Origin of the sequence: Actinoplanes sp. CA-142083, assembly GCF_050942195.1 — a bacterium.
Lineage (GTDB): Bacteria > Actinomycetota > Actinomycetes > Mycobacteriales > Micromonosporaceae > Actinoplanes.
The window spans coordinates 8714819-8740741 of the sequence record NZ_CP192076.1; the positions used below are offsets into that span (position 1 = coordinate 8714819).

Genomic DNA, 25923 nt, shown 5'->3' on the forward strand with positions numbered 1-25923 from the left:
ACTGAAACTCACCACGGCATCGCGGTTCCGTCCCACGAGTAGAAACCGCCGTTCGGGCCGTCGTCCGGCAGCAGCGCCAGACGCACGGCCCCCGCGGCGGCTTCCGATGGGTCACCGTCGGCGTTCTTCGCACGATCATTGAGATCCGTACGGCGCAGGCCGGGCGCCAGCGCGTTCACCCGGAAGGAGGGCAGCGCCTGCGCGTAGAAGAGGGTCAGCGCGTTGAGAGCCGCCTTGGACGACCGGTAGGCGGCCGCCGACCCGCCGCTGCCCGGACGATCGGCACTCCCGGCGATCGAGCCGGTGCCGCTGGAGATGTTGACGATCCGCGGGTGCGGCGACCGGCGCAACGCCGGCAGGAACGCGTTGGTGACGGCCAGAACACCGAAGACATTCGTCTCGTACGTGCGCCGGAAGGCGTCCACGCTGCTGCCGGGCGGCGCCTCGCCGTCCACCAGGATCCCGGCGTTGTTGACGAGAATGTCGAGCTCGCCGACCTGCGCCGCGGCCGCCTCGATGCTGCCGGGATCGGTGACATCCAGAACGACCAGCTCCCCGGAGATCTCAGCGGCGGCGCGAGAGCCCCGCTCGGCGTCACGCGAGCCCACGTAGACCGTCACGCCGGCATCGGCAAGCAGCCGCGCGATGTGGAACCCGATCCCTTTGTTGGCACCTGTCACCAGCGCCGTGGAAGTCTTCGTCATGGCGACGACGATGCCCCGGCCACGGAATCGCTGCCAGGGACGACCGATACCAGGGAGGCGGAGATGGCGAGAGCAGAACTGGCCCGCTTCCTGCGCGACCGCCGCGAGCGGCTGAGCCCGGCCGACGCGGGTCTGCCCGGCGACGGCCTGCGTCGGACTCCGGGCCTGCGGCGCGAGGAGGTGGCGGCGCTGGCCCACATGTCCGTCGACTACGTCGTGCGTCTGGAACAGGGCCGCGGCCCGTACCCGTCGCCTCGGATCTTGGAAGGCCTGAGCACCGCCCTGCGCTTGGATCCCGCCCAGCGCAACCACCTCTTCCGCCTGGCCGGCAGGCCGCCGGCGCCCGCCGATGGGCCCTCGCGGCGCGTGCGACCGCACATCGCCGCCATGCTGGGACGCGTGGAGGAGGCCGCCATCGTCACCGACGCCACCTACGACGTGATCGCCTGGAATCCGCTGGCCGAGCGCCTGCTGGGTGGTTTCCGGCCGACGCGCAACCTGGCGCGGCGGCGGTTCCTGGAGGGGGTGCCGTTCGAGACCAGCGGCGCCGAGGAGTTCGGGGCGATCGCGGTGAGCCGACTGCGGGCGGCGGCCCGGCGCTATCCGCGCGACGAGCGGCTGGCGGGCCTGATCGCCGATCTCCGGCGCAGCGACGAGTTCGGCTCGCTGTGGGCAAGCGACCCGGTGCGGCAACCCGGCCACCGGAGCAAGACCATCGATCACCCGGTCGCCGGGCGGCTGCGGGTCAACTGTGACGTGCTGGCCGTGCCGGACGATGATCAGCAGGTCGTGTTCGTGACGGCTGACGCCGGGAGCCGGTCCGCTCGGGCGCTTCGGGCGCTGGCGGGATAACGTGCGATCGTGCGGAAGATCTACGTGATCGGGATCGGCGCGGGCGACCCGGACCACCTCACCCTGCAGGCCGCGAAGGCGATCGGGCGGACCGACGTGTTCTTCGTGCTCGACAAGGGCGAGGCCAAGGAGAGCATGATCGAGCTGCGGCGCCGGCTCATGAAGGCGTACGGGCGGCCCAGCCGGCGCATCGCCGAGGGGCGCGACCCCGACCGTGACCGCCGGCCGGTCGACTACGAGGGCACGGTCGCGGACTGGCGCAGCCGCCGCTCCCAGGTCACCGAGGCGCTGATCAGCGAGCACCTGCTCGACGGCGAGACCGGCTCGTTCCTGGTCTGGGGCGACCCGTCGCTGTACGACTCGACGATCGCGATCCTCGAGGAGATCCTCGACCGCGGCCAGACCCTGTTCGAGTACGAGGTCGTCCCCGGCATCAGCAGCGTGTCGGCGCTCGCCGCGAAGCACCGGATCGGGCTGAACCGGGTCGGGCAGCCGTTCCAGGTGACGACCGGCCGGCGGCTCGCCGAGGGCTGGCCGGACGGGGTGGACGACGTGGTCGTCATGCTGGACGCGCAGCAGGCGTTCGCCGCCCACCCCGAGGCGGACATCTACTGGGGCGCCTACATCGGCACCGAGGACGAGATCCTCGCCTCCGGCCGGGTGGGCGATGTCGGCGAGGAGATCGCCAAGACCCGGGCCGCGGCACGCGAGCGCCACGGCTGGATCATGGATACGTACCTACTTAGACGCGATGACTCACGTGGTAGTGAGTGATCAGGCCGTCTTTCAGCACCACGGTGAGGTTGAGCAGGACCGGGTCCTCGTCGGTGAAGTGGAAGTCGGCTTCCACCCAGCCGACGACGACGTCTCCTAGCGCCTTCTCGGTGATGACCCGATAGTCGACGGTCATCCCCAACGGCTGTGAGTCGTAGTAGGCGGCAACGCCGTCGCGGCCCACGGTGTACGGCTTCAAGCCCTGGAAGATCGCGTCCTCGGTGAAGAGGGCCGCGACCTTGTGCGGCTCGTGCGCCGCGATGCCGCGCTGCCAGGCGTCGAGGGCTTCAGTGACCGGCACTCTGACCTCCGTCGACGTGCAGGACCTCGCCCGTGACGAACGAGGCGTTCTCCAGGTAGAGGATCGCATCGGTGATGTCAGAGACGTCGCCCATGTGGCCGACCGGGTGCAGCGCGGCGAGGAACTCGTGCGTCTCGGCCGGATGCATCGACGTACGAATGATGCCCGGCGACACCACGTTGAAGCGGACCTTGCGCCCCGCGTACTCGATGGCCAGGGATTTTGTCGCGGCGTTGAGGCCGCCCTTGGTCAGCGACGCCAGCACCGACGGCAGGTTGCTGTTGGCGTGGTCGACCAGCGTGGTGCTGATCGTGACGACGTGACCGCCGCCCTGCTCGAGCATGGCCGCGACGGCCGGCTGGGTGATCGCGACGAACCCGCGCAGGTTGACCCCGGTGATCTGGTCGAAGTCCTCGGCGGTGTACTCGGTGAACGGCTTGGCGATGAAGACGCCGGCGTTGTTGACCAGCGTGTCGATGCGGCCGAACTCGGCGAGGCCGGCGCTGATCACCCGGGCGGCGACGGCCGGATCGGCGATGTCGCCCGGCACCGCGAGCACGCCCGGGTCGTCGGACGGCTTGATCGTGCGGGAGGTGGCGACCACGTTCCAGCCCAGCTTGCGGTAGGCGGCGACGGTGGCGGCGCCGATGCCCTGCGAAGCACCGGTGACGACGGCAACCTTGGACATGTCCTGCTCCTTCGATCTCGGATCTGAGTCGACTATCGGTCGCCGCAAAGTGATTGACACGTCTACTTTTCTCTCGGCTGAGAGGCTGCGCCTACCAGCGCCGTACGCTGGCGGGATGGAGCTACGCCAGCTGCGCTACTTCGTCGCGGTCGCCGAGGAGCTGAGCTTCGCCCGGGCGGCCGAGCGACTGCGCATCGCCGGGCCGTCGCTGTCGCAGCAGATCAAGGCCCTGGAACGCGATCTGGGCACCCGGCTCTTCGACCGCGACCGGCGCACGGTGGTCCTGACCGCGGCCGGGACGGCGTTGCTGCCGCGCACGGTGGCGCTTCTCGAACAAGCCGACCAATTGCGGCGTACGGCGCAAGGGCTGGCCGCCAGTGAGCCGGTGCGCCTCGGCTACGTGAACTGGCGGCCGCCCGACCTCGAGGAGCGCGCGGCCGGCGTCGCCCACCTGGTGGTCGACGCGTGGGTGATGCCCTCGCACGCACAGGCCGCCCGGGTCGCCGAGCGCGCCCTCGACCTGGCGATCTGCTGGGCGCCGGCGCAGACGCTGCACGACGGCAAGCTGGAGGCGCGCCTGCTCGGCGTCGACCGGCTCTACGCGATCAGCACCGGCGCCGACGACGCGGCGGTGCGGGCCAAGGACACGGTCGTGCTGATCGACGCCGACGAGACCAGCTGGTCGTCGTGGAACCGCTGGGCCGCGGCCATGGCCGCCGAGACGGGCGCCCACGCGGTGCGCGTCCCCGAGGGCGGCGTCACCGGGCCCGCGTTCTTCGAGCACGTGCGCCGGCTGCGCCGCCCGGTGGTCAACAACCCCAAGAGCCAGAACGCCCCGATCCCGCCCGACCTGGTGATCCGGCCGATCGAGGAGCCGAAGCCGTACTGGACGTGGTCGCTGGTCAGCCGCCTCGACGAGCAGCGGCCGGCGGTGCGGGCGCTCGCCGACGCGCTAACCCGCTCGGTCGGCCGGCTTTGCCTCGACGAGCCCGGCGTCTGGGTGCCGGCCGAGGACCCCTACTCGTTGTCTTCCAAGTCGCCCTCGGTGGACAGGTAGAGCTCCTGCAGCGCGCTCAGCGTCTCGGGCGCCGGCGCCGCCCAGAGCTTGCGGTCGGCGGCCTCCAGCAGGCGCTCGGTGATGCCGTGCAGCGCCCACGGGTTGGACTCCTGGAAGAACTTCTGGTTCTCCGGGTCCAGCGCGTAGGTGGCGGCGAGCTGCTCGTACATCCAGTCGGTCACGACGCCGGCCGTCGCGTCGTAGCCGAAGAGATAGTCCACGGTGGCGGCTAGCTCGAACGCTCCCTTGTAGCCGTGCCGCCGCATCGCGGCGATCCAGCGGGGGTTCACGACGCGGGCGCGGAAGATCCGCGCGGTCTCCTCGGTCAGGCTGCGGGTCCGTGCGGCGTCCGGGTTGGTGGAATCGCCGACGTACGCGGCGGGCGCCGTCCCGGTGAGGGCACGGACCGTCGCGATCATCCCGCCGTGGTACTGGAAGTAGTCGTCGGAGTCGGCGATGTCGTGCTCGCGGGTGTCGATGTTCTTCGCGGCGACGTCGATCCGGCGATAGGCGTTTTCCATGTCCGGCCGGGCGGGCACACCGTCGAGCTCGCGCCCGTAGGCGTAACCGCCCCAGACCGCATAGACCTCGGCCAGATCGGCGTCGTCGCGCCAGTTGCGGCTGTCGATCAAAGGCAAGATTCCGGCACCGTACGCCCCGGGGCGCGACCCGAAGATGCGCATGGTGGCCCGTCGCCAGTCGCCGTGCTGGTCGCGGTCGCGCATGGCGTGCTCGCGGACGTGGTTGTCCGGCTCGTCGAGCTCGGCGACCATCCGGAACGCGTCGTCGAGCATCGCCACGACGTGCGGGAAGGCGTCGCGGAAGAACCCGGAGATGCGGACCGTGACGTCGACCCGAGGGCGGCCCAGCTCCTCGCGCGGGATCGGCTCGAGGCCCGTGACCCGGCGGGAGGCGGGGTCCCAGACCGGGCGCACGCCGATCAGGGCGAGGATCTCGGCGATGTCGTCGCCGGCCGTGCGCATGGCGCTGGTCCCCCAGGCGGAGAGGCCGACCGAGCGGGGCCAGTCACCGTAGTCGGCGCGATAGCGGGCGAGCAGCGAGTCGGCCATCGCCTGACCGGTCTCCCAGGCCAGCGCGGACGGAATGGCCTTGGGGTCGACCGAGTAGAAGTTGCGCCCCGTCGGCAGCACGTTGATCAGGCCGCGCAGGGGCGAGCCGCTGGGCCCGGCCGGCACGTAGCCGCCGTCGAGCGCATGCAGAACGTTCCCGATCTCGTCGGTGGTCTTCGCCAGCCGCGGCACGATCTCACGCGCCGCGAACTCGAGCACCGCCCGCACGCGCCCCTCGACCGCGCCGCCCTCGACCGCGCCGCCTTCACCCGCTCTGGCCGGTCCGGACATTTCCGAAATGTCGCCCGAGGCGGCCAGCACAGCGGCGGCGTCGAGCGGCCAGCCGGCCTCCTCCATCGCCGTCACCAGGGCGCGGGCCTGCTGCTCGACCCGGTCGGTCTCCGCCGTCGAAGCGCCTTCGCTCAGGCCCAGCGCCTCCCGCAGGCCCGGCAGCGCCGCCACCTGGCCGCCCCACATCTGCCGCGCCCGCAGCATCGCCAGCACCAGGTTGACCCGCGCCTCGCCGGCCGGCGCCAGGCCCAGCACGTGCAGGCCGTCCCGGATCTGCGCGTCCTTCACCTCGCACAGCCAGCCGTCGATGTGCAGGATGAACTCGTCGAACTCCTCGTCGGCCGGCCGCAGCGACTGCCCGAGGTCGTGGTCCATCCTGGCCGCCTGGATCAGCGTCCAGATCTGCGCCCGGATCGCCGGCAGCTTGGCCGGGTCGAGCGTCGCGATCGACGCGTGCTCGTCGAGCAGCTGCTCCAGGCGCGCGATGTCGCCGTACGACTCGGCCCGCGCCATCGGCGGGATCAGGTGGTCGACCAGCGTGGCGTGCGCCCGCCTTTTCGCCTGAGTTCCCTCCCCCGGGTCGTTGACCAGGAACGGGTAGATCAGCGGCAGGTCGCCCAGCGCCGCGTCGACACCGTCCGAAGCGGACATGCCGACGTTCTTGCCCGGCAGCCACTCCAGGTTGCCGTGCTTGCCGACGTGCACCACCGCGTCGGCCCGGAAGCTGTCGGCCACCCAGCGATAAGCCGCCAGGTAGTGATGCGAGGGCGGCAGGTCGGGGTCGTGGTAGATCGCCACCGGGTTGGCGCCGAAGCCGCGCGGCGGCTGCACCATCACCACGATGTTCTCGTCGCGCAGCGCGGCCAGCACGATGTCGCCGTTGTCGACGTAGAGCTCGCCCGGCGGCGGCCCCCAGTGCCGCTCGACGCTCTCGCGCAGATCCTGCGGCAGGGTCGCGAACCACGCCGTGTACGCGTCCCCAGGAATCCGCACCGGGTTGCCGCTGAGCTGCTCCTCGGTCAGCCAGTCCGGATCCTGGCCGCCCGCCGCGATCAGCGCATGGATCAGCCCGTCCCCGTCGTACTCCCCGAAGGAACCGATCTGGTAGCCGGCGTCTTTCAAGGCGGCCAGCAGCGCGACCGTCGACGCCGGGGTGTCCAGGCCGACCGCGTTGCCGATCCGGGAGTGCTTCGTCGGGTAAGCCGACAGCATCAGCACGATGCGCCGAGAAGCGGGCGGGATGTGCCGCAGCCGCGCGTGCGCCACCGCGATGCCGGCCACCCGGGCGGCCCGCTCGTCGTCGGCCACGTAGACCGACAGCCCGTCCTCGTCGAGCTCCTTGAACGAGAACGGCACCGTGATGATCCGCCCGTCGAACTCGGGGATCGCCACCTGCGTCGCCGCGTCCAGCGGGGTGAGCCCGTCGTCGCTCGCCTCCCACGCGGCGCGGCCACTGGTCAGGCACAGCGCCTGCAGGATCGGCACGTCCAGCCCGGCGAGGACCCCGACGTCCCAGGCCTCGTCGTCGCCGCCGGCTCCGGCGGTGGCGGGCTTCGTGCCGCCTGCGGCGAGCACGGTCACGACCAGGGCGTCCGCCTTGCGCATCTCGGCGAGGAGCTCTTCCGACGCCGTACGCAATGATGCGGTGAAAATGGGCAGTGGGCGCGCGCCTTTGGCCTCGATCTGCCGGCACAGCGCCCCGACGAAGGCGGTGTTGCCGGCCATGTGGTGAGCGCGGTAGTACAGAACCCCGACCACCGGCCCGTCGATCTCGGCCGCCTCGCGCGGCAGCACACCCCAGTCGGGCGAGGGGGCCGGCGCCGCGAAGCCGTTCCCGGTCAGCAGCACGGTGTCCGAGAGGAAGTCGTGCAGCGCCGTCAGGTTGGCGGCCCCGCCGTAGGCGAGGTATTTGTGCGCCTCGGCCGCCACTCCCGCCGGCACCGTCGAGAGCTTCATCAGCTCGGCGTCCGGCGCCTGCTCGCCGCCCAGCACCACCACCGGGACGGGCCCCGCGAGCAGCGCGTCGAGCCCTTCCTCCCAGGCCCGGCGCCCACCCAGGATGCGCACCACGACGAGCTCGGCATCGGCCAGCAGCGCGGGCAGGTCGTCGGCGCTCGTGCGGGCCGGGTTGGCCAGGTGCCAGTGCGAGCCGCCGGCCCGGGCGCTGAGCAGATCGGTGTCGGAGGTCGACAGCAGCAGGAACACGCGCACTCCCCACCGGGGTCCGCGCCCCGGATAGTAGGAACAGCAGCGACCGGAGTTCCTGGCTCCCGGGCCTGGTGGGCTCGGTGACAGTGGCGGGACCGCGCCGGACTCACACCGGCTTCCTCCGCGGCGTCGCCGCTCGTGGGCCCCAGCCTTCCGGGCCGCGCCACGCGCCGTCAAGCCGGGGTCGCGTGTGTGACGATGCCGACCCGAGGCTGCGTTCTTGTCGGTCCTCCCTCGTAGTATCCGGGCCGTGACTCGCCCCATCCGAGCATCCGAGACCGACGCCTGCCCCGGCGCGCTGCGGCTGCACGCCGCCGCCGACGGCCCGCTCGCGCGCGTCCGCCTGCCCGGCGGCATGCTCACCGGCGCCCAGTTGTCTTCGCTGGCCGAGATCGCGGAAGAGTGGGGCGACGGCGGCCTGGAGCTGACTTCCCGGGCAAATGTCCAGCTGCGCGCCCTGAACGGGGCAGACCCGGCGCAACTTGCGGCCCGGCTTCACGCCGCCGGCTTGCTGCCTTCAGAAACCCACGAGACCGTACGGAACATCGCCGCACCCCCGCTCGCGAGCGCCACTCTCCGCGCCCTCGTGCAGTCGCTCGACCAGGCCCTGTGCGCCGACCCGGCCCTGGCCGCCCTCCCCGGCCGCTTCCTGTTCGCGATCGGCGATGTCCCCCTGATCGCCGACATCGCCGCCCTCGCCCAAACGGCCGCACGGCCCCACGCAGCCGCGCCCTCGCCCGCGCTGTCCGACACCGCGGCCCGACCCGACGGGTCACCGTCACCGTTCGCGGACGACTTCGCGATCGTGTTCGCCGGGCGTGACGTGGGCCTGCGTGTTCCCGCCGACCGCGTCGTGGAGGCGCTGTTGGCGGGAGCCCACGCCTTCCTCGCGGCCCGCGCGGCAGCCGGAGTGACGGCCTGGAGATTGGCCGAGATCCCCGACGGGCCACGCCGCATCGCCACCGACGTCGCCGCAGCCCTGCGCCTGCCGTGCACCGAACCGGAAAAATACGAAATACCACAACAGCGCTCGCTGGTGGGTGTCGTGGAGCAGGGTGGCGGGCTGGTGGCCGCGGGGGCGATCGTGCCTTTGGGGCGGCTCACCGGCGTACAGATGAAGGTTTTGAGTGATGCGCCCAGGCTTGCGCTGACCGCCTCGCGTGGGGTCGTGATTCCCGATTTGTCGCCGGAGGCGGCGGGTTCCTGGCTCGGTGCGCTGGCCGACGCGGGGTTGGCGGTCGAGGCGGATTCGCGCTGGTCGGGGGTGACTGCCTGCGCCGGACGGCCGGGGTGCGCCAAGTCGCTTGCCGATGTGCGCGCCGACGCCCTCGCCACCACCCGCTTCGACGAGGGGCTGCCCGTGCACTGGGTCGGCTGCCCACGCGGATGCGGCTCGCCTTCGGTGGCACATGTGCGGGTGGAGGCTACCCCTCCCGGCTACGCCGTCGTCCGGGCCGGCGGCAGCGCGGGCCCTGGCGACGAGGCCGGCGCCGCACGGCCGGAACGGGACATATCCACCCACCGCCGCCTGGCGGAGATCATCACCTCGGCGCGGAGGGGTTAGTTAGATGCATCGGGAATATGAGCGCGACGGGGCGGAGATCTACCGCCGGTCGTTCGCCACGATTCGGGCCGAGGCGGATTTTTCTGGCATGCCCGATGACGTGGCCCGGGTGGCGGTGCGGATGATCCATGCGTGCGGGATGGTCGATCTGACCCGGGACATCGGGTTCAGCGCTGACGTCGCGGCGGTGGCTCGGAAAGCTCTGCTGGATGGGGCGCCGGTTCTGTGTGATGCCGAAATGGTGGCTTCGGGGGTCACGCGCAAGCGGCTGCCGGCGGGCAACGAGGTGATCTGCACGCTGCGGGATCCGGCGGTGCCGGGGCTGGCCGAGAAGCTGGGGACCACGCGCAGCGCGGCGGCGCTCGAGTTGTGGGGTGACCGGCTCGGCGGGGCCGTGGTGGCGATCGGCAACGCGCCGACGGCGCTGTTCCGGCTGCTGGAGATGATCTCGGAGGGCGCGCCGCGGCCGGCGGCGGTGCTGGGAATTCCGGTCGGGTTCATCGGTGCGGCCGAGTCCAAGGAGGCGCTGGCGGCCTCCGACCTCGAGTATCTGATCGTGCGGGGCCGGCGGGGCGGCAGTGCCATCACGGCCGCCGCGGTCAACGCCCTCGCCTCGGAAGCGGAGTGACACCCATGCCAGGAAGGCTCTTCGGTGTGGGCGTCGGCCCGGGCGACCCCGAGCTGATCACGGTCAAGGCGGCGCGGCTGATCGGCGCGGCCGACGTGGTGGCCTACCACTCGGCGCGGCACGGGCGCAGCAACGCGCGGGCGATCGCCGAGGCGTACCTGCGGCCGGGGCAGGTCGAGGAGGCGCTGGTCTACCCGGTCACCACCGAGACCACCGACCACCCGGGCGGCTATCAGGGGGCGATCGACGACTTCTACGCCGAGGCGTCCGGGCGGCTCGCGGCGCACCTCGACGCCGGGCGCGACGTGGTGGTGCTGGCCGAGGGGGACCCGTTCTTCTACGGCTCCTACATGCACATGCACAAGCGGCTGGCCGGCCGTTACGAGACCGAGGTCGTCCCGGGCGTCACGTCGGTGAGCGCCGCCTCGGCCGCGCTGGGCCGGCCGCTCATGGAACGCGACGAGGTGCTGACCATCCTGCCGGGCACCCTGCCCGCGGCCGACCTGGCCGCGCGCCTCGCCGGCACCGAGTCGGCCGCGGTCATGAAGCTCGGCCGCACCTTCCCCAACGTGCGCGAGGCCCTTGAGCGGGCGGGCCGCTTGGACGACGCCTGGTATGTCGAGCGCGCGACCACCGCCGGAGAGCGCACGGCGCCGTTAGCCGAGGTTGAACCCGACTCGGTGCCCTATTTCTCCCTCGCACTGCTACCCAGCCCGGCCGCGACCGCCTTCGTCGCCGCCTCCCTCCCGTCACCCGAGCCGGCGCCCGCGCCCGGCTTGGTAAGCCCGCTCGCGCCCGGCTTGGTAAGCCCGCGCCCGGCTCGCGGGGACAGCCCTCTCGCGGGCGGCGGGGACAGCTTGCTTCCGCCAACGGGCGGGGTCGCCGTGATCGGGCTCGGACCGGGGGATCCGCGCTGGCTCACGCCCGAGGCGCGCGCGGTGATCGGCGAGGCCGACGACCTGGTCGGCTATGGGCCCTACCTGGACCGGGTCGCGTTGCGGGCGGGGCAGCGGCGGCACCCGTCCGACAACCGGGTCGAGGCCGAGCGGGCCGCGTTCGCGCTCGATCTGGCCAAGCGTGGGCGCCGGGTCGCGGTGGTCTCGGCAGGTGACCCGGGGGTGTTCGCCATGGCCGCGGCCGTGCTCGAGGTCGCCGAGGACCCCGAGTGGAAGGACGTGCCGGTGCGGATCGTCCCGGGGCTCACCGCCGCGCAGGCGGTCGCCTCCCGGGTCGGCGCGCCGCTCGGGCACGACTTCTGCGTGCTCTCGCTCTCGGACCGGCTCAAACCGTGGTCGGTGATCGAGGGGCGGCTGGTCGCGGCGGCGAGCGCCGACCTGGTCATCGCGATCTACAACCCGGCCTCGAAGTCGCGCACCGAGCAGCTCGTGCGGGCCCGCGCGCTGCTGCTGGAGCACCGCGACCCGCAAACCGTGGTGGTGATCGGCCGGGACGTCGGCGGCCCCACCGAGTCGGTGCGGGTCACCACGCTCGCCGACCTCGACCCGGCGACCGTCGACATGCGCTGCCTGCTGCTGATCGGCTCGACGCAGACCCGCGCGGTCGCGGGCGCCGACGGCTCGGCCCGCGTCTATACGCCACGAACCTATCCGCAGCTCTGACCGCCGAACCTTTTCGCAACCGTTCGCCGTCCACACCGCACCCGAAGCGCCGTAAACCGGACCGCCACGGGCTGATCCGGCGTGCCCGCAACTGGCCCGCAACCGGCGGGCTCTGCCGGAAATCACCGACTTCTGGCACATCGCCGCAGCTCAGGGCACACGAGAAATCGACGTACCGATGTCGTTTGTGGTGCGGACAACCTTCCCGCCACCGAGCCGCACCGTCGATGCAATCAGCAAACCTCGACACCCCAGATGCAACCCGCCGATTGGAGTGGCCGCTCCCGAACTGATACCTGAACGAAGGGCCCCCCGAGTGAAGCTCTCCCGCCGCCGCGCCGCAGTCATCGCCTCGACGGTCATGCTGGGCCTTGCCCTTCCCAACACCCCGGCGTTCGCCAAGGCGGCCAAGCCGGCCGCGAAGCCCACCGCCTCCAAGCCGGCCGCCAAACCCACCGCGAAGCCGGTCGCGAAGCCCGCCGCGAAGCCGGTCGTCAAGCCGGTGGTCAAGACCGCGGCGACCCCGACGCTCGCGACCCGCCTCGCCGCCGTCAAGACCGCCAAGGTCATCAACTACTACCCGTCGACGGCCGGCTGGTCGAAGATGTGGAGCAGCTTCGACGCCACCAAGGTCGACGCCGACCTGGCCAAGGCGCAGGCGCTCGGCGCGACCGGCGTGCGGGCCATCATCTTCCCGTCGACGTTCGGCTACCCGGCGCCGAGCGCCACCTACACCGACCGGCTCGCCACCTTCGTGAAGCTGGCCGCCGCGCACGGACTGACCGTCAAGTTCACGCTCTTCGACTGGTGGGACGGCTACTCCGACGTGGCCGGCAGCACCGCCTGGGCAACCGCGCTCCTCAAGCCGTACAAGGACGACGCCCGGGTCATCTCGGTCGAGCTGCAGAACGAGTTCGACGCCACCAACGCCGCCGCGGTGGGCTGGGCCAAGAAGATCGTCCCGGCCATGCGCTCGGCGTTCCCGACCATGCCGCTGACCTTCTCGGTGGACGGCGCGGCCGGCGCCACCGGGATGGCGAAGATCAAGGCGGCGCTGGCGGCGACCCCGATCGACTACTACGACTTCCACTTCTACGGCAACTCCGAGCGGGCGCTCGCGATGATCCGCCAGGCGCAGTCCGCGGTCTCCCCCGCTCCCATCGTGATCGGCGAGGCCGGCCTCAACACGCTGCAGAACACCGAGGGCGAGCAGGCGGCGTTCCTGGCCCGCGTCTTCCAGGCCGCCGACGTGGCCGGCGTCGACTCGGTCGCGCCGTGGACCCTGACCGACTTCGCGCCCGGCGCGATCCCCGACTCGTCGGTGGCGAAGCTCCAGGCCCAGTACAACTACGGCCTGTACCGCACGAACGGCACCGCGAAGGCGGCCGCGGCCGTGGTGAAGGCGGCGTGGACAAACACGGCCATGCCGGCCACGCTCAGCGACAACAGCTTCGAGAACGCGGCCGGGCTCACCCCGTGGCGCGCCTTCATGCCGGAGCTCGGTCAGGCGGTGAAGACCACGAGTGCCGCGCGCACCGGCAAGTGGTCGGTCACGCTCACCAACACCGGCAAGAACTCGGCCGGCTCGCCGTCCTTCCGCGTCGCGCCGATCACGCCCGTGCAGCCCGGCCAGAAGTGGCACGGCGAGGTGTGGGCGAAGGGCAACGCGGCGACCGGCGCCACGCAGATCGCGCTGAGCTGGTTCGACATCAACGACAAGTGGCTCGGCGGCGGCTCGTCGGTCTCGCTGCCGGCCGGCACCACCGGCTGGACGAAGCTCGCGATCGACGGCGTGGCCCCGGCCGGCTCGGCCAGCATGCAGATCCACCTGAAGTCGGGCGCCAACACCGGCACGGTCTGGTTCGACGACGTGCTGGTCACCGCCTCCTGACCGGGCACACCCTCGAAAGACGCCGCCCGCCTCCGAATCCGGAGGCGGGCGGCGCCGCGTTCCAAGGACGTTCCGTCGCCCAGGTCCGCCGTCCGCGGTGATAGGCCGGCTTGTTTGCCATGGCTGGGCGCGGCTTCGGACCAGAGCTCACGGATCCCGCCATGTGGTGACAACTGCCAGATGATGGGACCGTGTCCCGCATTCCGGCTGACTTTCCCGGCCAGTGGACATAGCGGTCACGCTGCGGGACAACGACGGGTTCCCCACCAGAAATAACCGCATATTTCCGGGCGTCGGCCACGATTGGCGTCGAACGGTGTTGAGTTCGCGCGAACCCCGAACCGCAGTTCCTCAAGATCTCAGCAGCCGGTGGGCGGCGCATCCCCCACCGAACGCAAGCCCGCCGTGCCTACGCCGACAAGCGCCCGCGCCGCCGCCCACGCCCGCGCCGCCGCCCACGCCCGCCAAGCTTTTTTGATCTCCGCGGCGCCCACAAGCCTCCCCCGCCCCGGCACTGGGTGGGGCGCCAGTGAAGCAGTCGGCTATGACAATTTTGCGCGGTCGTCCACAGGCGGCGGACCGGCGATCTTGGCCTGACAGCCTCTAGGTGCGTTGATTGGTCGCGGCGCGCTCCGAGCGCGAAGTCATCACCGATGAGCTGGGGTGCGGTTCGCGCGGCAACTCATCAAGATCTGGAGCCTGCGCGGGCGCAGGCGCGGGGGCGGGCACGGGAGCCGGCGCGGGCGCAGACGCGGGGGCGGGCACGGGCAGGGGAGCCAGCGCGGGCACGGGAGCAGGCGCGGGGGCGGGCACGGGCACGGGAGCCTGCGCGGGCACGGGAGCCGGCGCGGGCACGGGCGCAGACGACGGCGCGTGGACGCCGATCTCGGTGAGGAGCTTGTCGTAGGCGGCGACGGTGCTCTCCCACGTGCACGGGTCGGCGTGTCGCGTGCCGATCAGCGGGAACGCCTCCCGGATCGCCGTGGCCAAGGCCGCTGGATCCCCCGGCTCGGCGAAACGCACGCCCGGATAGTCGCCGGCCGCTTCCACCAGGCCGCCGACCGCGGTCACCACGACCGGCAGGCCGTGGCTCATCGCGATGTGCAGCGGGCCGCTCGCCGAGCTGCGCCGGTAAGGCAGCACGACCACGTCGGCGGCGGCGAAGAAGTCGTTCACCTCGGCGTCGCTCACGTAGCGGTTGACCAGCTCGATCCGCGCGCGGGCCGGCGAGACGGCGATCATGTCGAGCGGCAGCTGCCAGCCCTCCCAGGTCTCGCCGACCACGGTCAGCCGGCAGTCGCCGGGCAGCAGCGCGAAGGCGTCGATCAGGTCCTCGAGCCCCTTGTAGGGCCGAATCGTCCCGAAGAACAGCAGGCGGCGGGGCTCACCCTGGGCGACCGGCCGCCGGGCCGTCGATTCGTGATGATCGTACGGGCCATGGCGCGCGATCACCTGGGGGACGGTGCTCAAGTCGTACGTGCGCTGCATTTGCTCTTGATCGAAGCGTGAATGAACGACGACGCCGGCGGTCGCGCGCAGCAGGGGTTTGATGAGTTTGCGCACGTAGAGCGACGCCCAGCGGTGCGCGGCCTCGCCGGTGTCCTGCACCTCGTGGAACTCGATCACCACCCGGGCGCCGCTCAGCCGGGCGGCGAGGCAGAGGGCGAGGTACGAGTGCAGAACGGCCCCGGTCCACCATTGGAGCACGAGGACGTCCGGGCGAAATTTCCGGATAAATTGGACGGCGCGCAGGAGGCTCGGCAGCCCCCACCAGTCGACGCCGTCGAAAACCTGGACCTGCGAGGCGTAGCTGAGGGAGTGAAGCGACGCGCCGACGCGCGCACGCCCCGGATAGAGGCGGGTCGGCAACAGCTGACGCATCAGGATCGCCCCGACGTCATACCGGCTGCTCAGCGCATTGGCGAGCCGGCACGTGTAATAGCTGATCCCCGAGGTGAACCGCCAGCCGGAGCCCACGACCAGGATCCGCTTGAGGTCACGCGATGCAGGCACGGTAGATCTCCTCGATCTGCGGGACCACGCGGGCCGCCGTGTAGTCGAGCCCCCGCCGGTATCCGGCCGAGCGCAGCCGATCGGCGAGGGCGGGTTCGGTGAGCAGCCGGATCAGGGCCTCGTAGAGCGCCTCGGCGTCGCCCGGCGGGACGTGCAGGCCGCTCTCCCCGTCGCGGATCATGTCGGCCAGGCCGCCGGTGCGGGAGGCGATCAGCGGGGTCCGGGCGAGCAGCGCCTCCACCGCCACCTGACCCATCGCCTCCATGATCGACGGCACCACGCCGGCCGCCGCGCCGTGCCAGGCGGCCATCACCTCGGCGTGCGGCACGTCGTGGCGCACGTGCACGCCCGGCGGGATCGGCGGGGTGTCGGCCCGCGGGGTACCCACGCAGACGAGGTCCGGTGCGTCGTCCATGGTCGCGACCAGCTTCCGGTACGCGGTGAAGAGCACGTCCACGCCCTTGTGCGGCCCGAGCGCCCCGACGAACAGCAGGTAGGGCCGGCCCGGCAGCCACGCCGGTCGCGGCGTGTTGCGCGCCAGCTCGTCCAGCCCGTCCGGCACCAGGCTCGACACCACCCGCACCGGCAGGCCCTCCGGGAGCCGGGCGCGGTCGAGCGCCTCGGCCACCGACGGCGAGATCGCGGTCAGCGCGTCGATCCCCTGATGCCGGTGCGCCCGCAGCGCCGCGGTCAGCGCCGCCGCCCGCGGCCGTCCGTACTGACCGGCCGCGCAGGAGACGCAGCGCGAGAGCCGCGGCCCGGGCAGGCACCCGCCGCCGTTGCGCGCGTAAGTCTTCTTCACGCAGGCGAGCCCGAAGTCGTGCGCGGTGTGCACGTGCGGCCGCCCCTCCTTGCGGAAGCGCAGCGGCAGGTAGGAGTACATGAGCCAGTCGTGGCTGTGCACCACGTCGTAGTCGCCGCCGCACAGCTCGCGCCGGATGTCCGAGGTGGTCAGCGGGTCGGCCGCGGTCGGGTGGAAGGGCTTCGCCGGGTCCTGGTTGATCCGGGGCAGCAGGGTGTTGGCGACGCTGCGGACTCGGATCACGCGGACGCCGTTGCGGGTCTCGCCGTCCCGCGCCTCGGCCGTGGCCAGCGTGAGCACCGTGACGTCGTGCCCGCGCCGCACCAGCTCCTCGCTGCTGGTGGCGATGCTGCGCTCGAGCCCGCCGATCACGGGCGCGTAGAGATTGGCCAGCTGCAGGATCCTCACGGGGCCCTCCATGTTCGCGAACGGGGTCGGGAGTGCGGCGAGGGGCGGCGGTTGCGGTTGCTGAGCTGCATGGCGGGGCGCCCGCGCACGACCGGGTGCACCGGTGGCCGATGGCCACGCGCCGGCCGGGGGCGAGGCATCGGGCCGGGCGCTTCCCGGCGGACGAGCCGGGAGTGGACGGCGTGCGCGACCACGATCAGCGCGCCGACGGCCTGCCCGGTCAGCCAGGCGAAGCCGGCCGCCTCGATGCCCAGCGACGGCAGCCACAGCCAGGTCAGGGCCAGGCAGGTGGCGGCCATCAGCAGGTTCAGGCGCAGGCAGCGGCGCAGCGCGCCCTGCGATCGCCAGTGCGCGACGGCCAGGTTGGTGATCGCGTCCGGGATCGCGGCCAGGACCAGGATCTTCAGCAGGATCCCGCCGCCGGCGGCGTAGGCCGGGCTGAACAGCGCGAGGATCCGGCCGCCGGCCAGGAAGAGACCTGCGGCGGGGGCGCCGATGACGACCAGCACGACCAGGGCGGCACGTGGCAGCGAGGCCGACCGGCCGGCGGCGTTGGTGCGCTCGGCGTACAGCGCGGCGGCCACCGCCGGCGACACCATGAACAGCACCGAGGCGGTCATCCAGGCCATGTAGAAGTGGGCGTTGTCGGCGGCGCCGAGGCGGGCGGTGACCAGCACCGGGAGCACGGCGCTCGGGCCCGCCTGGGCCAGGTTGATCAGATGGTGGCCGGTGAGCGAGCCGCGCACGTACCGCAACTCGGCGGCCAGGCCCGCGCCGGCCAGCCGGTATCCGGGGCGCAGGCGGGGCAGGCTGCGGCTCAGCGTGTAGGCGCTGACCGCCAGCGAGGGAAGCGTCCAGGCGAGCACGACCGCCGAGGCCGTGGAGAGGCCGGCGGCGGTCAGGCCGAGCAGGGCCAGCACCTTGCCGCCGGCCAGCGCCAGGTTGCGCCACAGCATGCCCTGGCTGGCCCGGTGGGCCACGAAGACGTAGTCGAGCAGCATCGACGCGGTGAGGGCGACCGCGGTGGCGATCAGCGCGGCGGCGCCGGCCGGCTCGTGCAGGAAACCGAAGTTGCCGGCCAGCCGGGGGAGCACGAGCACGGCCGCGATGGAGGCGGCGGCGGTGGCTGCGCAGCCGAGGAGCAGGCCGGCGCTGACGATGCGGGACCAGGCGGCGGCGGGCACACCCGGCAGGCGCTGGATGAACATGTGGCCGAGGCCCAGGTTGGCGATCATGCTGACCACCGTGGCCGCCGAGATGAGCGCGGTGGCGGTGCCGATCGCGGCGCGGGGCAGCTCGCGGGCGGCGACCATCCAGTAGAGATAGCCGAGCCCGCTGGTGCCGACCGTGCTCGCCATGATCAGCACACTGTTACGAGCCAGCGAGTCCCGCCCCACCCGCCCTAACACGGCCCGCTCCCCCGCGCGCGGGCCCAGAAGACCGTGCTCGCCGGTCCCAGCGCGATCTCGACCCGGTGCGGGCAGCCGAGAGGCGGGGCCGGCACGTGCACCTGGACCGCGCGGGTGCTGTCCGCATCGAGCATCACCTGCTGCGGCGGCCCGGCGGGCAGATCGCCGATGCGCACCGCGAGGACCCCGACGGCAGCGGGACGGCCGGCGCTCGAGACCCGGATCGGCACGTCGAGGCCGCGGGCCGGGATGGTCACCGGGCGGGAGATGTCGGCGGCCCACCCGCCCAGCGCCACGCTGGTGAAACCGGCCTGCGGCGGGCGCGGCATCCGGACGTACGCGAAAGCGGCCGAAGCCCCGACGACCAGCGCGACCACCCCGGGAATCGCCACCGCGGCGAGCGTGCGCGCGAAGCGCGGATCGGCCACCGCGGCGCCGGACCGTTCCCGCAGCAGCGCCACCCCACCCAGCCCGGCCGTCAGCGCGGCCAGCCCGGCGGTCAGCGAGAGTCCCCGGATCGGCACGCCGGTCAGGTGCAGCACCAGCGCGACCAGCGGCAGGCTGATCAGGCCGGCCGTGACGCCGAGCCCGAGCCGGAACAGCGCCGGCAGCGTCGAGCGGATCAGCGCGCGCACCCACAGCTCACCGGCCGCGAACAGCGCCCCGGCCAGGAAGAGACCCATCAGCCAGAACCGGCCGAGCGTGAGCGCGCAGAACGCGAGCGCGCCGAGGGACAGGCCGGCCGCGCCGAGCAACCGCGGGGTCGTCACGACGCCACCCGGGAGAAGTCGAAGCGGTAGATCGCGATGTCCCCGCTGTCGTAGATCTTGATGGTCCAGGGCAGGTGGTCGAACTTCGTGAGCTGACCGAGCGTGAAGGCCGGCCGCCCGTCGTGCGGGATCGGCTCGTTGGTCTCGAAGTAGATGCCGATCTCCGGCACCTCCCGGGCCATCCGCCGGTCGACGATCAGGTACTGGAAGTTCCACGAGCTCAGCTGCGTGATGAGCCCCGGCGGGACGGGCGTGCCGGGCTGCGCCAGGTACAGGTCGTAGGTGGGGAAGGTGACCGAGCCGGTGACCGGGAACTGCCCGCCGAACGAGCCGAAGATGAGCCCGGAGTAACGGTCGGCGACGATCCGCAGGCCGCGCCCCTGGGTGGCGCGCAGCCAGTTCGAGGCGGCGACCACCTCGGGGGTGAGCGAGCGCGTGTCGGAGCCGTAGGCCGCCGGCCCGGGGAAGCGGTAGGACGGGTTCATCCCGGCGGCCGTGTTGCCGACCAGCATGACCGCGAACAGCGCGACCAGTGTGGGCCCGGCGAACCGGGCGGCCCGGGTCAGCAGCGCGACCGCAAGCGGGGCCACGACCAGGGCGATCCCGAGGTAGCTGAACGCCCACGAGCGGCGCGCGCCCTCGGCGCCGGACGGGGTGAGGATGAGGACGGCGGCCGGGAAGTAGCAGGCGCCGATCAGGAACGCCGCCAGCGCGAGGCCGCGGGTGAGCGGGTCGGCCGAGCGGCGCGCGCGCAGCCGCCAGGCCGCGGCGATCATGGCGGCCAGGGCGAGCATCGGCGCGGCGAACGCGGCCTTCTGCTCCCACCAGGGCGCGACCGACTGCTTGAACAGGGTGCGCCCGCCCGATCCGCTGTCGTTGAGCATGCCGGCGATCTGGTCGAGCGCCTTGCCGAGGTAGGGGTCGAGGTAGCCGGCGGTCTTCGGCGCGACCCAGAACAGCCAGGCCGTCACCATGCCGGCGGTGGCGGCGGCGAGCGCCCACGCGGTCCAGGCGGCGGGGGCGGCGCCGCGGCGCCCGGTCATCGCGGCGGCGAAGACGATCATGATGGCGACCAGGCCGAGCGCGGTCAGGTGGTGGGTGACGACAGTCGCGGCGGCGAGGATCAGCGTGGTGACGATCCAGTCGGCGCGCGGTCCGCGCATCGCGCGCAGCAGCCCGACGAGCGTCCAGATCATCAGGGGTATCGCCAGCGACTCGTACCCGAACTGGGTGTCGAAGAACAAGAAAGAGCTGTTCAGCGTGTACGCGATCGCGGCCACCGCCGCAATCCGCCGGTCCCGCCAGAGCTCCTCGGCGAGCACTGCCACGCCGAGCACCACGAGCACGTGCGCGGCGATGAGCACGAGCAGCGCGGCATGCCAGGTCGACGCGCCGGTCAGCGCGGAGATGCCGGCCACCATGGCGTGCAGGCCGGGGAAGTCGCCGATCACCCGGACGATCGGGTTGGGGTCGAAGAGTCGGCCGTCGAGCAGGATCTCGCGGCTCTGCCGCCAATGCGCGAACTCGTCGTGGTACAGCGGGCCGGTCGGGTTGCGCAGGAGTTTCGGCAGATAGGTGAAGCACGCGTACGCGACGAGCACGGCGACCCGCAGCATCGGGCCGGTGGCGCGGCGGCACGCCCACCAGACGGCCGGCAGCGTGAAGACCAGCATGCCGAGCCAGAACCAGCCGAACGCGCCACCTCTCCCCCACTCGGCGGCGCGGTCGGCGGTGACCAGCGCCGCCGCCCCGGCCGCTCCCGCGGCGGTCAGGGAGGCGGCGCAGGCCGCAGGCTGCCAGGACTTGGGCGATTTTTCGGAGATTTCCGCCGGCGAGACCCGAGGAGCGGTCAGCGTCATCGGTCGCCGGCCCCCTGCTGGATCAGCCGGATCCGGGGCGCGACGCTCGCGTACACCTCCCGGGTGGACAGCACCACATCGCTCCAGGTCGGCAGGGCGTTGCTGCCGTGCGCGACCCGCCGGGTGGACGCCGCGACCCGCAGCGCGTCGGCGAGCGCCGCCTCGTCGTCCGGGTTGACCAGCCACAGCGGAACCCCGTCGCCGGCCATCGCGGCCAGCTCCCGGTGCGCCGGGATGAACGACGCCACGGTCGGGATGCCCGCCGTCAGCGCGTCCGCGACCGCCATGCCGAACGCCTCGTGCCCGGAGGCCGAGACGGCCGCCGCGGCCACCGCCATCCGCACCGCGAACGCGTCGTCGGCCAGCCGGCCGTGGAAGACCACCCGCCGGCCGAGGCCGATCCGGCCGGCCAGCTGCTCCAGCTCCTCGCGGGCCGGGCCCGACCCGACCACGTCGAGCCGGTGGTCGGCGGGCAGGTGGACCATCGCCCGGATGACCCGGTCGACCCGCTTGTAGCGCTCGAGCCGCCCGACGCAGAGGATGCTGCGCCCCTTCTTGTCTGCCGGGGTGGCCTCGGCCACGCGAACCGGGTCGGTGCCGTTCGGTATGACCACCATCCGGTCGGCGGCCTCCGGGAAGTGCTTGGTCAGCAGCTCGCGCTCGGCCCGGGTGACGCAGATGAGCCGGTCGGACCGGGCGACGATCCGGCGGCCCACCGGGCGGTAGATCGGATGCAGCGCCGCGCGCAGCAGGCTGTGCCCGGTGCCGTGGTAGTGCGGGGTGAAGACCAGTGGCGTGTCGTTGGTGAGCGCGGCCGGCAGCGCCGCGAGCGCGTGGTAGCTGTGGGCGTGCAGCAGGTCGTACCGGCCGGCGTTGGCGCGCAGCCACGGCCACAGCGCCCGCGAGAAGCGGTAGTTCGACGCGGCCACGGTCAGCGGGAAGCGGCGCACCAGCACCCCGTCGAGGGTCTCCTCGACCGCGGTGACGTGCTGGGTGAGCACCTCGACCTGGTCGCCGGCCGCGACCAGGGCCGCGCAGAGCCGCCGGCAGTGCGTCTCGACTCCGCCGACGTCGGGGTGGTACGCGCTGGTGACGACGCCGATCCTCACCGGGCGCGCTCCGCGAGGCGGGCCGACCGCCGTGCCGAGCGGTTGCGCCGGGGCCATTCCCGGGCGATGGTCCGCAGCACCCGCAGGCCGTCGGTCATCGCGTTGAGGTTGCTCTCGCCGTGGATGCGCGCCTGCTCGAAGCTGGCGACCTCGACGATGCGCAGCCGGGCGCGGGCCGCGCGCAGGTTGAGCAGGGTCTCGATCTCGAAGCCGTCGCCCCAGAGCCGGCCGTCGCCGCTGACCGGCGCCGGCGTCGTGCTGTCCAGGCCGAACACGTCGAGGTGCCGGGCCCAGAAGGCGTTGTATCCGTAGCAGAGATCGCTGTACCGGGTGCGGAACATGGCGTTGACCAGCATGCTCAGGCATTTGTTGCCGGCCCGGCGCAGGCGCGTGATGTCGGCGCTGCCGCCGGAGCCGCGGAACCGGGAGCCCTTCGCGAAGTCGGCGCCGCCGCGCAGCGCCGCGATGAAGCTCGGGATCTCCTTGGGGTCGGTCGACCCGTCCGCGTCGATCATCACCAGGATGTCGCCGGTCGCGGCCGCGAAACCGCAGGCCAGCGCGTTGCCCTTGCCCCGGCGGTTCTGCGTGACGACCCGGATGCCGGGCATGAGGCGGCGGGCGACGCCGACCGTGTCGTCGGTGGACCCGCCGTCGACCAGGATCACCTCGTCGACCTCGGGGAGGCGGGCCAGCACGTACGGCAGGTTCCGCGCCTCGTTGAGGGCCGGGACGATGACGCTGACCAGGGGCTCGCCCGACGGGACGACCACCTGGGGTAGCTCGGTCTCCGTTCCGGCCGATGGGCTGACGTAGGGGACCGTGGACATGGCAGTTCTCCAAGGCTCAGTGGGGTGCTGCGAGGTGGTGCAGGAGGCGCGGCCGGCGCCGCCGGGGACCCCGGCCGCGATGAGGCCGATCAGGCGCCGGAGCCGTCGACCGTCCACGAGTAGATGTCCTGCTTCGAGAGCGCGTTGCCGGTCGCGGCGGTGAAGCCGACCCAGGCCGAGCTCGAGCCGACCTCGTCGGCGAGGTCGACGGTGGTCTGCAGGGCCAGCTCCTCCTCGGAGCCCGCGCGCAGCGACTTCACGTAGATCCGCAGGTCGTTGCTGTCGGCGTCGTAGTTGACCCGGGCCAGGAACGGCTTGCCGTACAGCGGGATCGACGGCTCGCCGACCGCCGAGTGGTGGTCCGGGTTGCCGCCCATGACCACGGCGAGGTGGTTGTTGCTCGGGTCGGTGGAGTTCTGGAAGGTGTCGAACTCGACCGCGACGCTGCGCACGATGCCGCGGTAGCCGAGGCCGCCGCCCCAGCCGCCGAGCGCCCGCGGGCCGTCGTCCTGCACGAGGAACGCGATGCCGTCCGCGCCGGGCTGGAAGTGGTGCAGGTAGACCTTGAACGTCGACTCGAACGACTCGCCGAGGTCGAGCTTGGTCCGCGACCAGGCCGAGCCGACCTGCCGGTACCCGCCGGCGGTGAGCCGCAGGATGCGCTGGTGGAGGCGGCCGGACGAGGTGAGGATGTCGGCGCTGCCGTTGCGCTCCAGCGTCTTGGAGGCCCCGGAGAAGGTCGGGTAGTAGATCAGCGGTTCGTCGTCCGCGGCGAACGCGCCGGAGGGCGAGACGCCCCCTGCTATGGACAAGGCGAGGGCGGCGATCAGGCCGCCGCGAGCGACTCGAGAGGAACGTGATGAGAACACAGTTCTGCGCTCCATTTCGGATGATTTGCCCCACTTGGACGTGCCCCAAGGTAGGACAGTGCGCAGAGCCGCGTAAGCGAGTCCGGTTTATTTACCTCAAATTGGACGATTCCCGGCGAATCTCGACGGATTGAAGAGTCCGATCGGATGCGCCGTCGTGCCGGTGGTCGCCAGGTCGGCCACGACCTCGCCCACCACCGGGACGAACTTGAATCCGTGCCCCGAGAAACCGCAGGCCACGGTCACCGCGGCCGGGTGCTCGGGGTGCCGACCGATGACGAAATGCTCGTCCGGCGTGGTGGTGTAGAGGCAGGGCTCGCCGCGCCGGAACTCGCCCGGCAGATCGGGCAGGCGCACCCCGCAATATGAGGCCATCTCGGCAATCTCATCGTCGTGCACCGCGGTGTCCAAGGCGTCCGCCGTGGTCTCCGTTCCGCGCCGGAAGAAGGCGATCTTGGCGCCGTCGTCCGGCCCGTCGATCGCCGGGAAGCCGTAGATCTGGCCGCCGCCGGCGTCCTCCCAGATGTAGATGGGATGCCGCTCCGGCCGGAAGGGTCCGACCCCGCCACGCGGCCGGAACCAGAACTGCACCTGCCGCTCGATCCGGAACGGCACATCCAGGTCGGCGAGCAGTTCGGGCGCCCACGGACCCGGCGTGATCACCAGATGCCCGGCGGTGTGCTCGCCCTCGGCGGTCACCACGCGCACGCCGTCTCCGTCCCGCGTCCACGAGGTCATCGGCTCGCGGAACCGCAGGTCGGCGCCGCGGCGCGCGGCCAGCTCCAGGTTCGCGGCGACGGTCGCCTCGGGACGGACGAAACCGGCCTTGGCCTCGAAGAGCGCGACCTCGCCGGGCTGCGGCGCCAGGGTCGGGTAACGGCGGCGAAGTTCCTGAGCGTCGAGCATCTCGTGGTCGAGGCCCCACCGCTCGGCGCTGGCCCGGCTGCCGGCGACCGTGCGGCTCTCCGGCAGGCCGATCATCAGGCCGCCGGTCAGGCTGATCACGTCGCGTCCCGCGTCGGCGGCGAGCTCCTCGAACAGCTCGTAGGAGCGCAGCAGCAGCGGCACGTACTCGGCGCCCTCGAAGTAGGACTGCCGGATGATCCGTGACCCGCCGTGACTGGCGCCCCTCGCGTGGGCGGGATCAAACCTTTCCAGGCCGAGCACACGTACGCCCCGGGAAGCGAGCCGGAGCGCGGTGGCGCTCCCCATCCCGCCCAGGCCGACCACGATGACGTCGAAACTAGCCATCTTCACACCGTACGATCCCCGCGTGCTCCCTTATCTGGACGCGCCCACTCCGCTGGCCTTCGCCCATCGCGGCGGCGCGGCGATCGGCGACGAAAACACCGCCGAGGCGTTCGCCCGCGCGGTCCGGCTGGGCTTCCGGTACATCGAGACCGACGTGCACGCGACCGCCGACGGCGTACCCGTCGTCTTCCACGACGACACGCTCGCCCGGCTGACCGGCCACCCCGGCCGGGTCGCCGACCTGAGCTGGGCCGACCTCGCCACGGTCCGGGTGGCCGGCGCGGCCGCGATCCCCCGCCTCGACGAGACGCTCGCGGCCTGGCCCGAGGTCCGCTTCAACATCGACGTCAAGGCCGGCAACGGCGTCGAGCCCACGGTGACGACGATCCGGGGCGCGGGCGCCGAGGACCGGGTGCTGCTCGCGTCGTTCAGCGACGCGCGGCTGGCCCAGCTGCGGAAGCTGGCCGGGCCGAGGGTCGCCACGTCGCTCGGGATGCGCTCGGTGGCGCTGCTGCGGCTGGCGTCGTGGGGCCGGGCGCCGCTGCGGCTGCCGGCCACGGCGGTGGCGGCCCAGGTGCCGGTGCGGCACGGGCGGGTCACCGTGGTCGACCGCCGGTTCGTCGACCACTGCCACCGGCTCGGCCTGCAAGTGCACGTGTGGACGATCGACGAGCCCGCCGAGATGACCCGCCTGATCGACCTCGGCGTGGACGGCATCATGACCGACGATCTGCCGGCATTGCGAAAGGCATACGAATCACGGGGCCTTTGGCCACACCATTAGGCGGCGACACTCACAGGTGCTTTTGAGGCACCGGAAGCCGATCTTGGGTTACATTGAATGCCGGAGCCGACCGGTGACGGTCCGTAGATTGTCGTTCATCTAAGTTCGCTGGTCAGCGAAAAATCTCGTGATCTTGTTGAACCCCGGACATCATCCGTTCGGAGGATGCTCGGGG

At 72.2% G+C, this 25923-nt stretch carries 21 protein-coding genes and 1 riboswitch; of the genes, 8 read left to right on the top strand and 13 right to left on the bottom strand.

Features of this window, described 5'->3' with window-relative positions; genetic code table 11:
- Positions 1-8: 8 nt before the first annotated feature.
- Positions 9-704: an SDR family oxidoreductase gene (locus ACQPZX_RS39895; protein ID WP_433367583.1), complete on the bottom strand. Its 696-nt coding sequence runs from the start codon at positions 702-704 to the stop codon at positions 9-11.
- A 63-nt stretch (positions 705-767) separates the two neighbouring features.
- On the opposite strand from ACQPZX_RS39895, the gene ACQPZX_RS39900 reads away from it, so the two are divergent.
- Positions 768-1556 carry a helix-turn-helix transcriptional regulator gene (locus ACQPZX_RS39900; RefSeq protein WP_433367586.1) on the top strand — a complete coding sequence of 263 codons (789 nt, stop codon included), beginning with the start codon at positions 768-770 and terminating at the stop codon, positions 1554-1556.
- A gap of 9 nt (positions 1557-1565) precedes the next feature.
- The gene (cobF, locus tag ACQPZX_RS39905) at positions 1566-2330 is read left to right on the top strand and encodes a precorrin-6A synthase (deacetylating) (RefSeq protein WP_433367589.1); all 765 of its coding nucleotides are present in this window, start codon (positions 1566-1568) and stop codon (positions 2328-2330) included.
- On the opposite strand, the gene ACQPZX_RS39910 is transcribed toward cobF, so the two are convergent.
- Together ACQPZX_RS39910 and ACQPZX_RS39915 are read right to left on the bottom strand one after the other, a co-directional pair.
- A complete protein-coding gene (locus ACQPZX_RS39910; protein ID WP_433367591.1) occupies positions 2299-2631 on the bottom strand; it encodes a YybH family protein in 333 nt (110 codons plus the stop codon). The two genes, cobF and ACQPZX_RS39910, sit on opposite strands and share 32 nt — an antisense overlap.
- Positions 2618-3319 carry an SDR family NAD(P)-dependent oxidoreductase gene (locus ACQPZX_RS39915; RefSeq protein ID WP_433367594.1) on the bottom strand — a complete coding sequence of 234 codons (702 nt, stop codon included), beginning with the start codon at positions 3317-3319 and terminating at the stop codon, positions 2618-2620. Before ACQPZX_RS39915 ends, ACQPZX_RS39910 begins: the two co-directional genes overlap by 14 nt.
- Before the next feature lie 115 nt (positions 3320-3434).
- On the opposite strand from ACQPZX_RS39915, the gene ACQPZX_RS39920 reads away from it, so the two are divergent.
- Positions 3435-4376, top strand: a complete 942-nt coding sequence (locus tag ACQPZX_RS39920) for a LysR family transcriptional regulator (protein WP_433367597.1) — start codon at positions 3435-3437, stop codon at positions 4374-4376.
- Here ACQPZX_RS39920 and cobN read toward each other — a convergent pair.
- Positions 4337-7942: a cobaltochelatase subunit CobN gene (cobN, locus tag ACQPZX_RS39925; RefSeq protein WP_433367600.1), complete on the bottom strand. Its 3606-nt coding sequence runs from the start codon at positions 7940-7942 to the stop codon at positions 4337-4339. The two genes, ACQPZX_RS39920 and cobN, sit on opposite strands and share 40 nt — an antisense overlap.
- Positions 7943-7994: 52 nt before the next feature.
- A riboswitch (cobalamin riboswitch) is annotated at positions 7995-8067 on the bottom strand.
- A 128-nt stretch (positions 8068-8195) separates the two neighbouring features.
- Here cobN and ACQPZX_RS39930 point away from each other — a divergent pair.
- From ACQPZX_RS39930 to ACQPZX_RS39945, 4 genes are all read left to right on the top strand, one after another.
- Positions 8196-9509, top strand: a complete 1314-nt coding sequence (locus ACQPZX_RS39930; RefSeq protein ID WP_433367603.1) for a precorrin-3B synthase — start codon at positions 8196-8198, stop codon at positions 9507-9509.
- Between the two features lie 4 nt (positions 9510-9513).
- Positions 9514-10137 carry a precorrin-8X methylmutase gene (locus ACQPZX_RS39935; protein WP_433367605.1) on the top strand — a complete coding sequence of 208 codons (624 nt, stop codon included), beginning with the start codon at positions 9514-9516 and terminating at the stop codon, positions 10135-10137.
- Between the two features lie 5 nt (positions 10138-10142).
- Positions 10143-11756, top strand: a complete 1614-nt coding sequence (locus ACQPZX_RS39940; RefSeq protein WP_433367608.1) for a precorrin-2 C(20)-methyltransferase — start codon at positions 10143-10145, stop codon at positions 11754-11756.
- Between the two features lie 316 nt (positions 11757-12072).
- Entirely contained in the window at positions 12073-13647 is a 1575-nt protein-coding gene (locus tag ACQPZX_RS39945) for a cellulase family glycosylhydrolase (protein WP_433367610.1), read from the top strand.
- A gap of 603 nt (positions 13648-14250) precedes the next feature.
- Here ACQPZX_RS39945 and ACQPZX_RS39950 read toward each other — a convergent pair.
- The 9 genes from ACQPZX_RS39950 to solA form a co-directional block, all read right to left on the bottom strand.
- A complete protein-coding gene (locus ACQPZX_RS39950; protein ID WP_433367613.1) occupies positions 14251-15660 on the bottom strand; it encodes a glycosyltransferase in 1410 nt (469 codons plus the stop codon).
- Positions 15644-16870, bottom strand: coding sequence for a glycosyltransferase family 4 protein (locus ACQPZX_RS39955; RefSeq protein WP_433367616.1), 1227 nt, complete (start codon positions 16868-16870; stop codon positions 15644-15646). The genes ACQPZX_RS39950 and ACQPZX_RS39955 overlap by 17 nt, the downstream gene beginning before the upstream one ends.
- Positions 16867-18228 carry a lipopolysaccharide biosynthesis protein gene (locus ACQPZX_RS39960; RefSeq protein ID WP_433367618.1) on the bottom strand — a complete coding sequence of 454 codons (1362 nt, stop codon included), beginning with the start codon at positions 18226-18228 and terminating at the stop codon, positions 16867-16869. Before ACQPZX_RS39960 ends, ACQPZX_RS39955 begins: the two co-directional genes overlap by 4 nt.
- 44 nt (positions 18229-18272) lie before the next feature.
- Positions 18273-19049, bottom strand: coding sequence for a hypothetical protein (locus tag ACQPZX_RS39965; protein ID WP_433367621.1), 777 nt, complete (start codon positions 19047-19049; stop codon positions 18273-18275).
- Complete coding sequence (locus ACQPZX_RS39970) at positions 19046-20908, bottom strand: hypothetical protein (protein WP_433367624.1); 1863 nt, start codon at positions 20906-20908, stop codon at positions 19046-19048. The genes ACQPZX_RS39965 and ACQPZX_RS39970 overlap by 4 nt, the downstream gene beginning before the upstream one ends.
- Positions 20905-22017: a glycosyltransferase family 4 protein gene (locus ACQPZX_RS39975; RefSeq protein ID WP_433367627.1), complete on the bottom strand. Its 1113-nt coding sequence runs from the start codon at positions 22015-22017 to the stop codon at positions 20905-20907. The genes ACQPZX_RS39970 and ACQPZX_RS39975 overlap by 4 nt, the downstream gene beginning before the upstream one ends.
- A complete protein-coding gene (locus tag ACQPZX_RS39980) occupies positions 22014-22844 on the bottom strand; it encodes a glycosyltransferase family 2 protein (protein ID WP_433367630.1) in 831 nt (276 codons plus the stop codon). Before ACQPZX_RS39980 ends, ACQPZX_RS39975 begins: the two co-directional genes overlap by 4 nt.
- Before the next feature lie 89 nt (positions 22845-22933).
- Complete coding sequence (locus tag ACQPZX_RS39985) at positions 22934-23728, bottom strand: L-type lectin-domain containing protein (RefSeq protein WP_433367633.1); 795 nt, start codon at positions 23726-23728, stop codon at positions 22934-22936.
- An 81-nt stretch (positions 23729-23809) separates the two neighbouring features.
- Entirely contained in the window at positions 23810-24964 is a 1155-nt protein-coding gene (solA, locus tag ACQPZX_RS39990) for an N-methyl-L-tryptophan oxidase (RefSeq protein ID WP_433367636.1), read from the bottom strand.
- Between solA and ACQPZX_RS39995 the strand changes: the two genes are divergently transcribed.
- The gene (locus ACQPZX_RS39995; protein ID WP_433367639.1) at positions 24945-25748 is read left to right on the top strand and encodes a glycerophosphodiester phosphodiesterase; all 804 of its coding nucleotides are present in this window, start codon (positions 24945-24947) and stop codon (positions 25746-25748) included. The genes solA and ACQPZX_RS39995 overlap by 20 nt on opposite strands.
- The last annotated feature ends 175 nt before the right edge of the window (positions 25749-25923 follow it).

Coding starts and splice junctions, on each gene's coding strand:
- ACQPZX_RS39970 (WP_433367624.1), bottom strand. CDS start 20,908: ATGACGCTGACCGCTCCTCGGGTCTCGCCGGCGGAAATCTCCGAAAAA.
- ACQPZX_RS39995 (WP_433367639.1), top strand. CDS start 24,945: ATGACGTCGAAACTAGCCATCTTCACACCGTACGATCCCCGCGTGCTC.
- ACQPZX_RS39985 (WP_433367633.1), bottom strand. CDS start 23,728: ATGGAGCGCAGAACTGTGTTCTCATCACGTTCCTCTCGAGTCGCTCGC.
- ACQPZX_RS39960 (WP_433367618.1), bottom strand. CDS start 18,228: ATGGCGAGCACGGTCGGCACCAGCGGGCTCGGCTATCTCTACTGGATG.
- ACQPZX_RS39980 (WP_433367630.1), bottom strand. CDS start 22,844: ATGTCCACGGTCCCCTACGTCAGCCCATCGGCCGGAACGGAGACCGAG.
- ACQPZX_RS39895 (WP_433367583.1), bottom strand. CDS start 704: ATGACGAAGACTTCCACGGCGCTGGTGACAGGTGCCAACAAAGGGATC.
- ACQPZX_RS39900 (WP_433367586.1), top strand. CDS start 768: ATGGCGAGAGCAGAACTGGCCCGCTTCCTGCGCGACCGCCGCGAGCGG.
- solA (WP_433367636.1), bottom strand. CDS start 24,964: ATGGCTAGTTTCGACGTCATCGTGGTCGGCCTGGGCGGGATGGGGAGC.
- ACQPZX_RS39940 (WP_433367608.1), top strand. CDS start 10,143: ATGCCAGGAAGGCTCTTCGGTGTGGGCGTCGGCCCGGGCGACCCCGAG.
- ACQPZX_RS39915 (WP_433367594.1), bottom strand. CDS start 3,319: ATGTCCAAGGTTGCCGTCGTCACCGGTGCTTCGCAGGGCATCGGCGCC.
- ACQPZX_RS39935 (WP_433367605.1), top strand. CDS start 9,514: ATGCATCGGGAATATGAGCGCGACGGGGCGGAGATCTACCGCCGGTCG.
- ACQPZX_RS39920 (WP_433367597.1), top strand. CDS start 3,435: ATGGAGCTACGCCAGCTGCGCTACTTCGTCGCGGTCGCCGAGGAGCTG.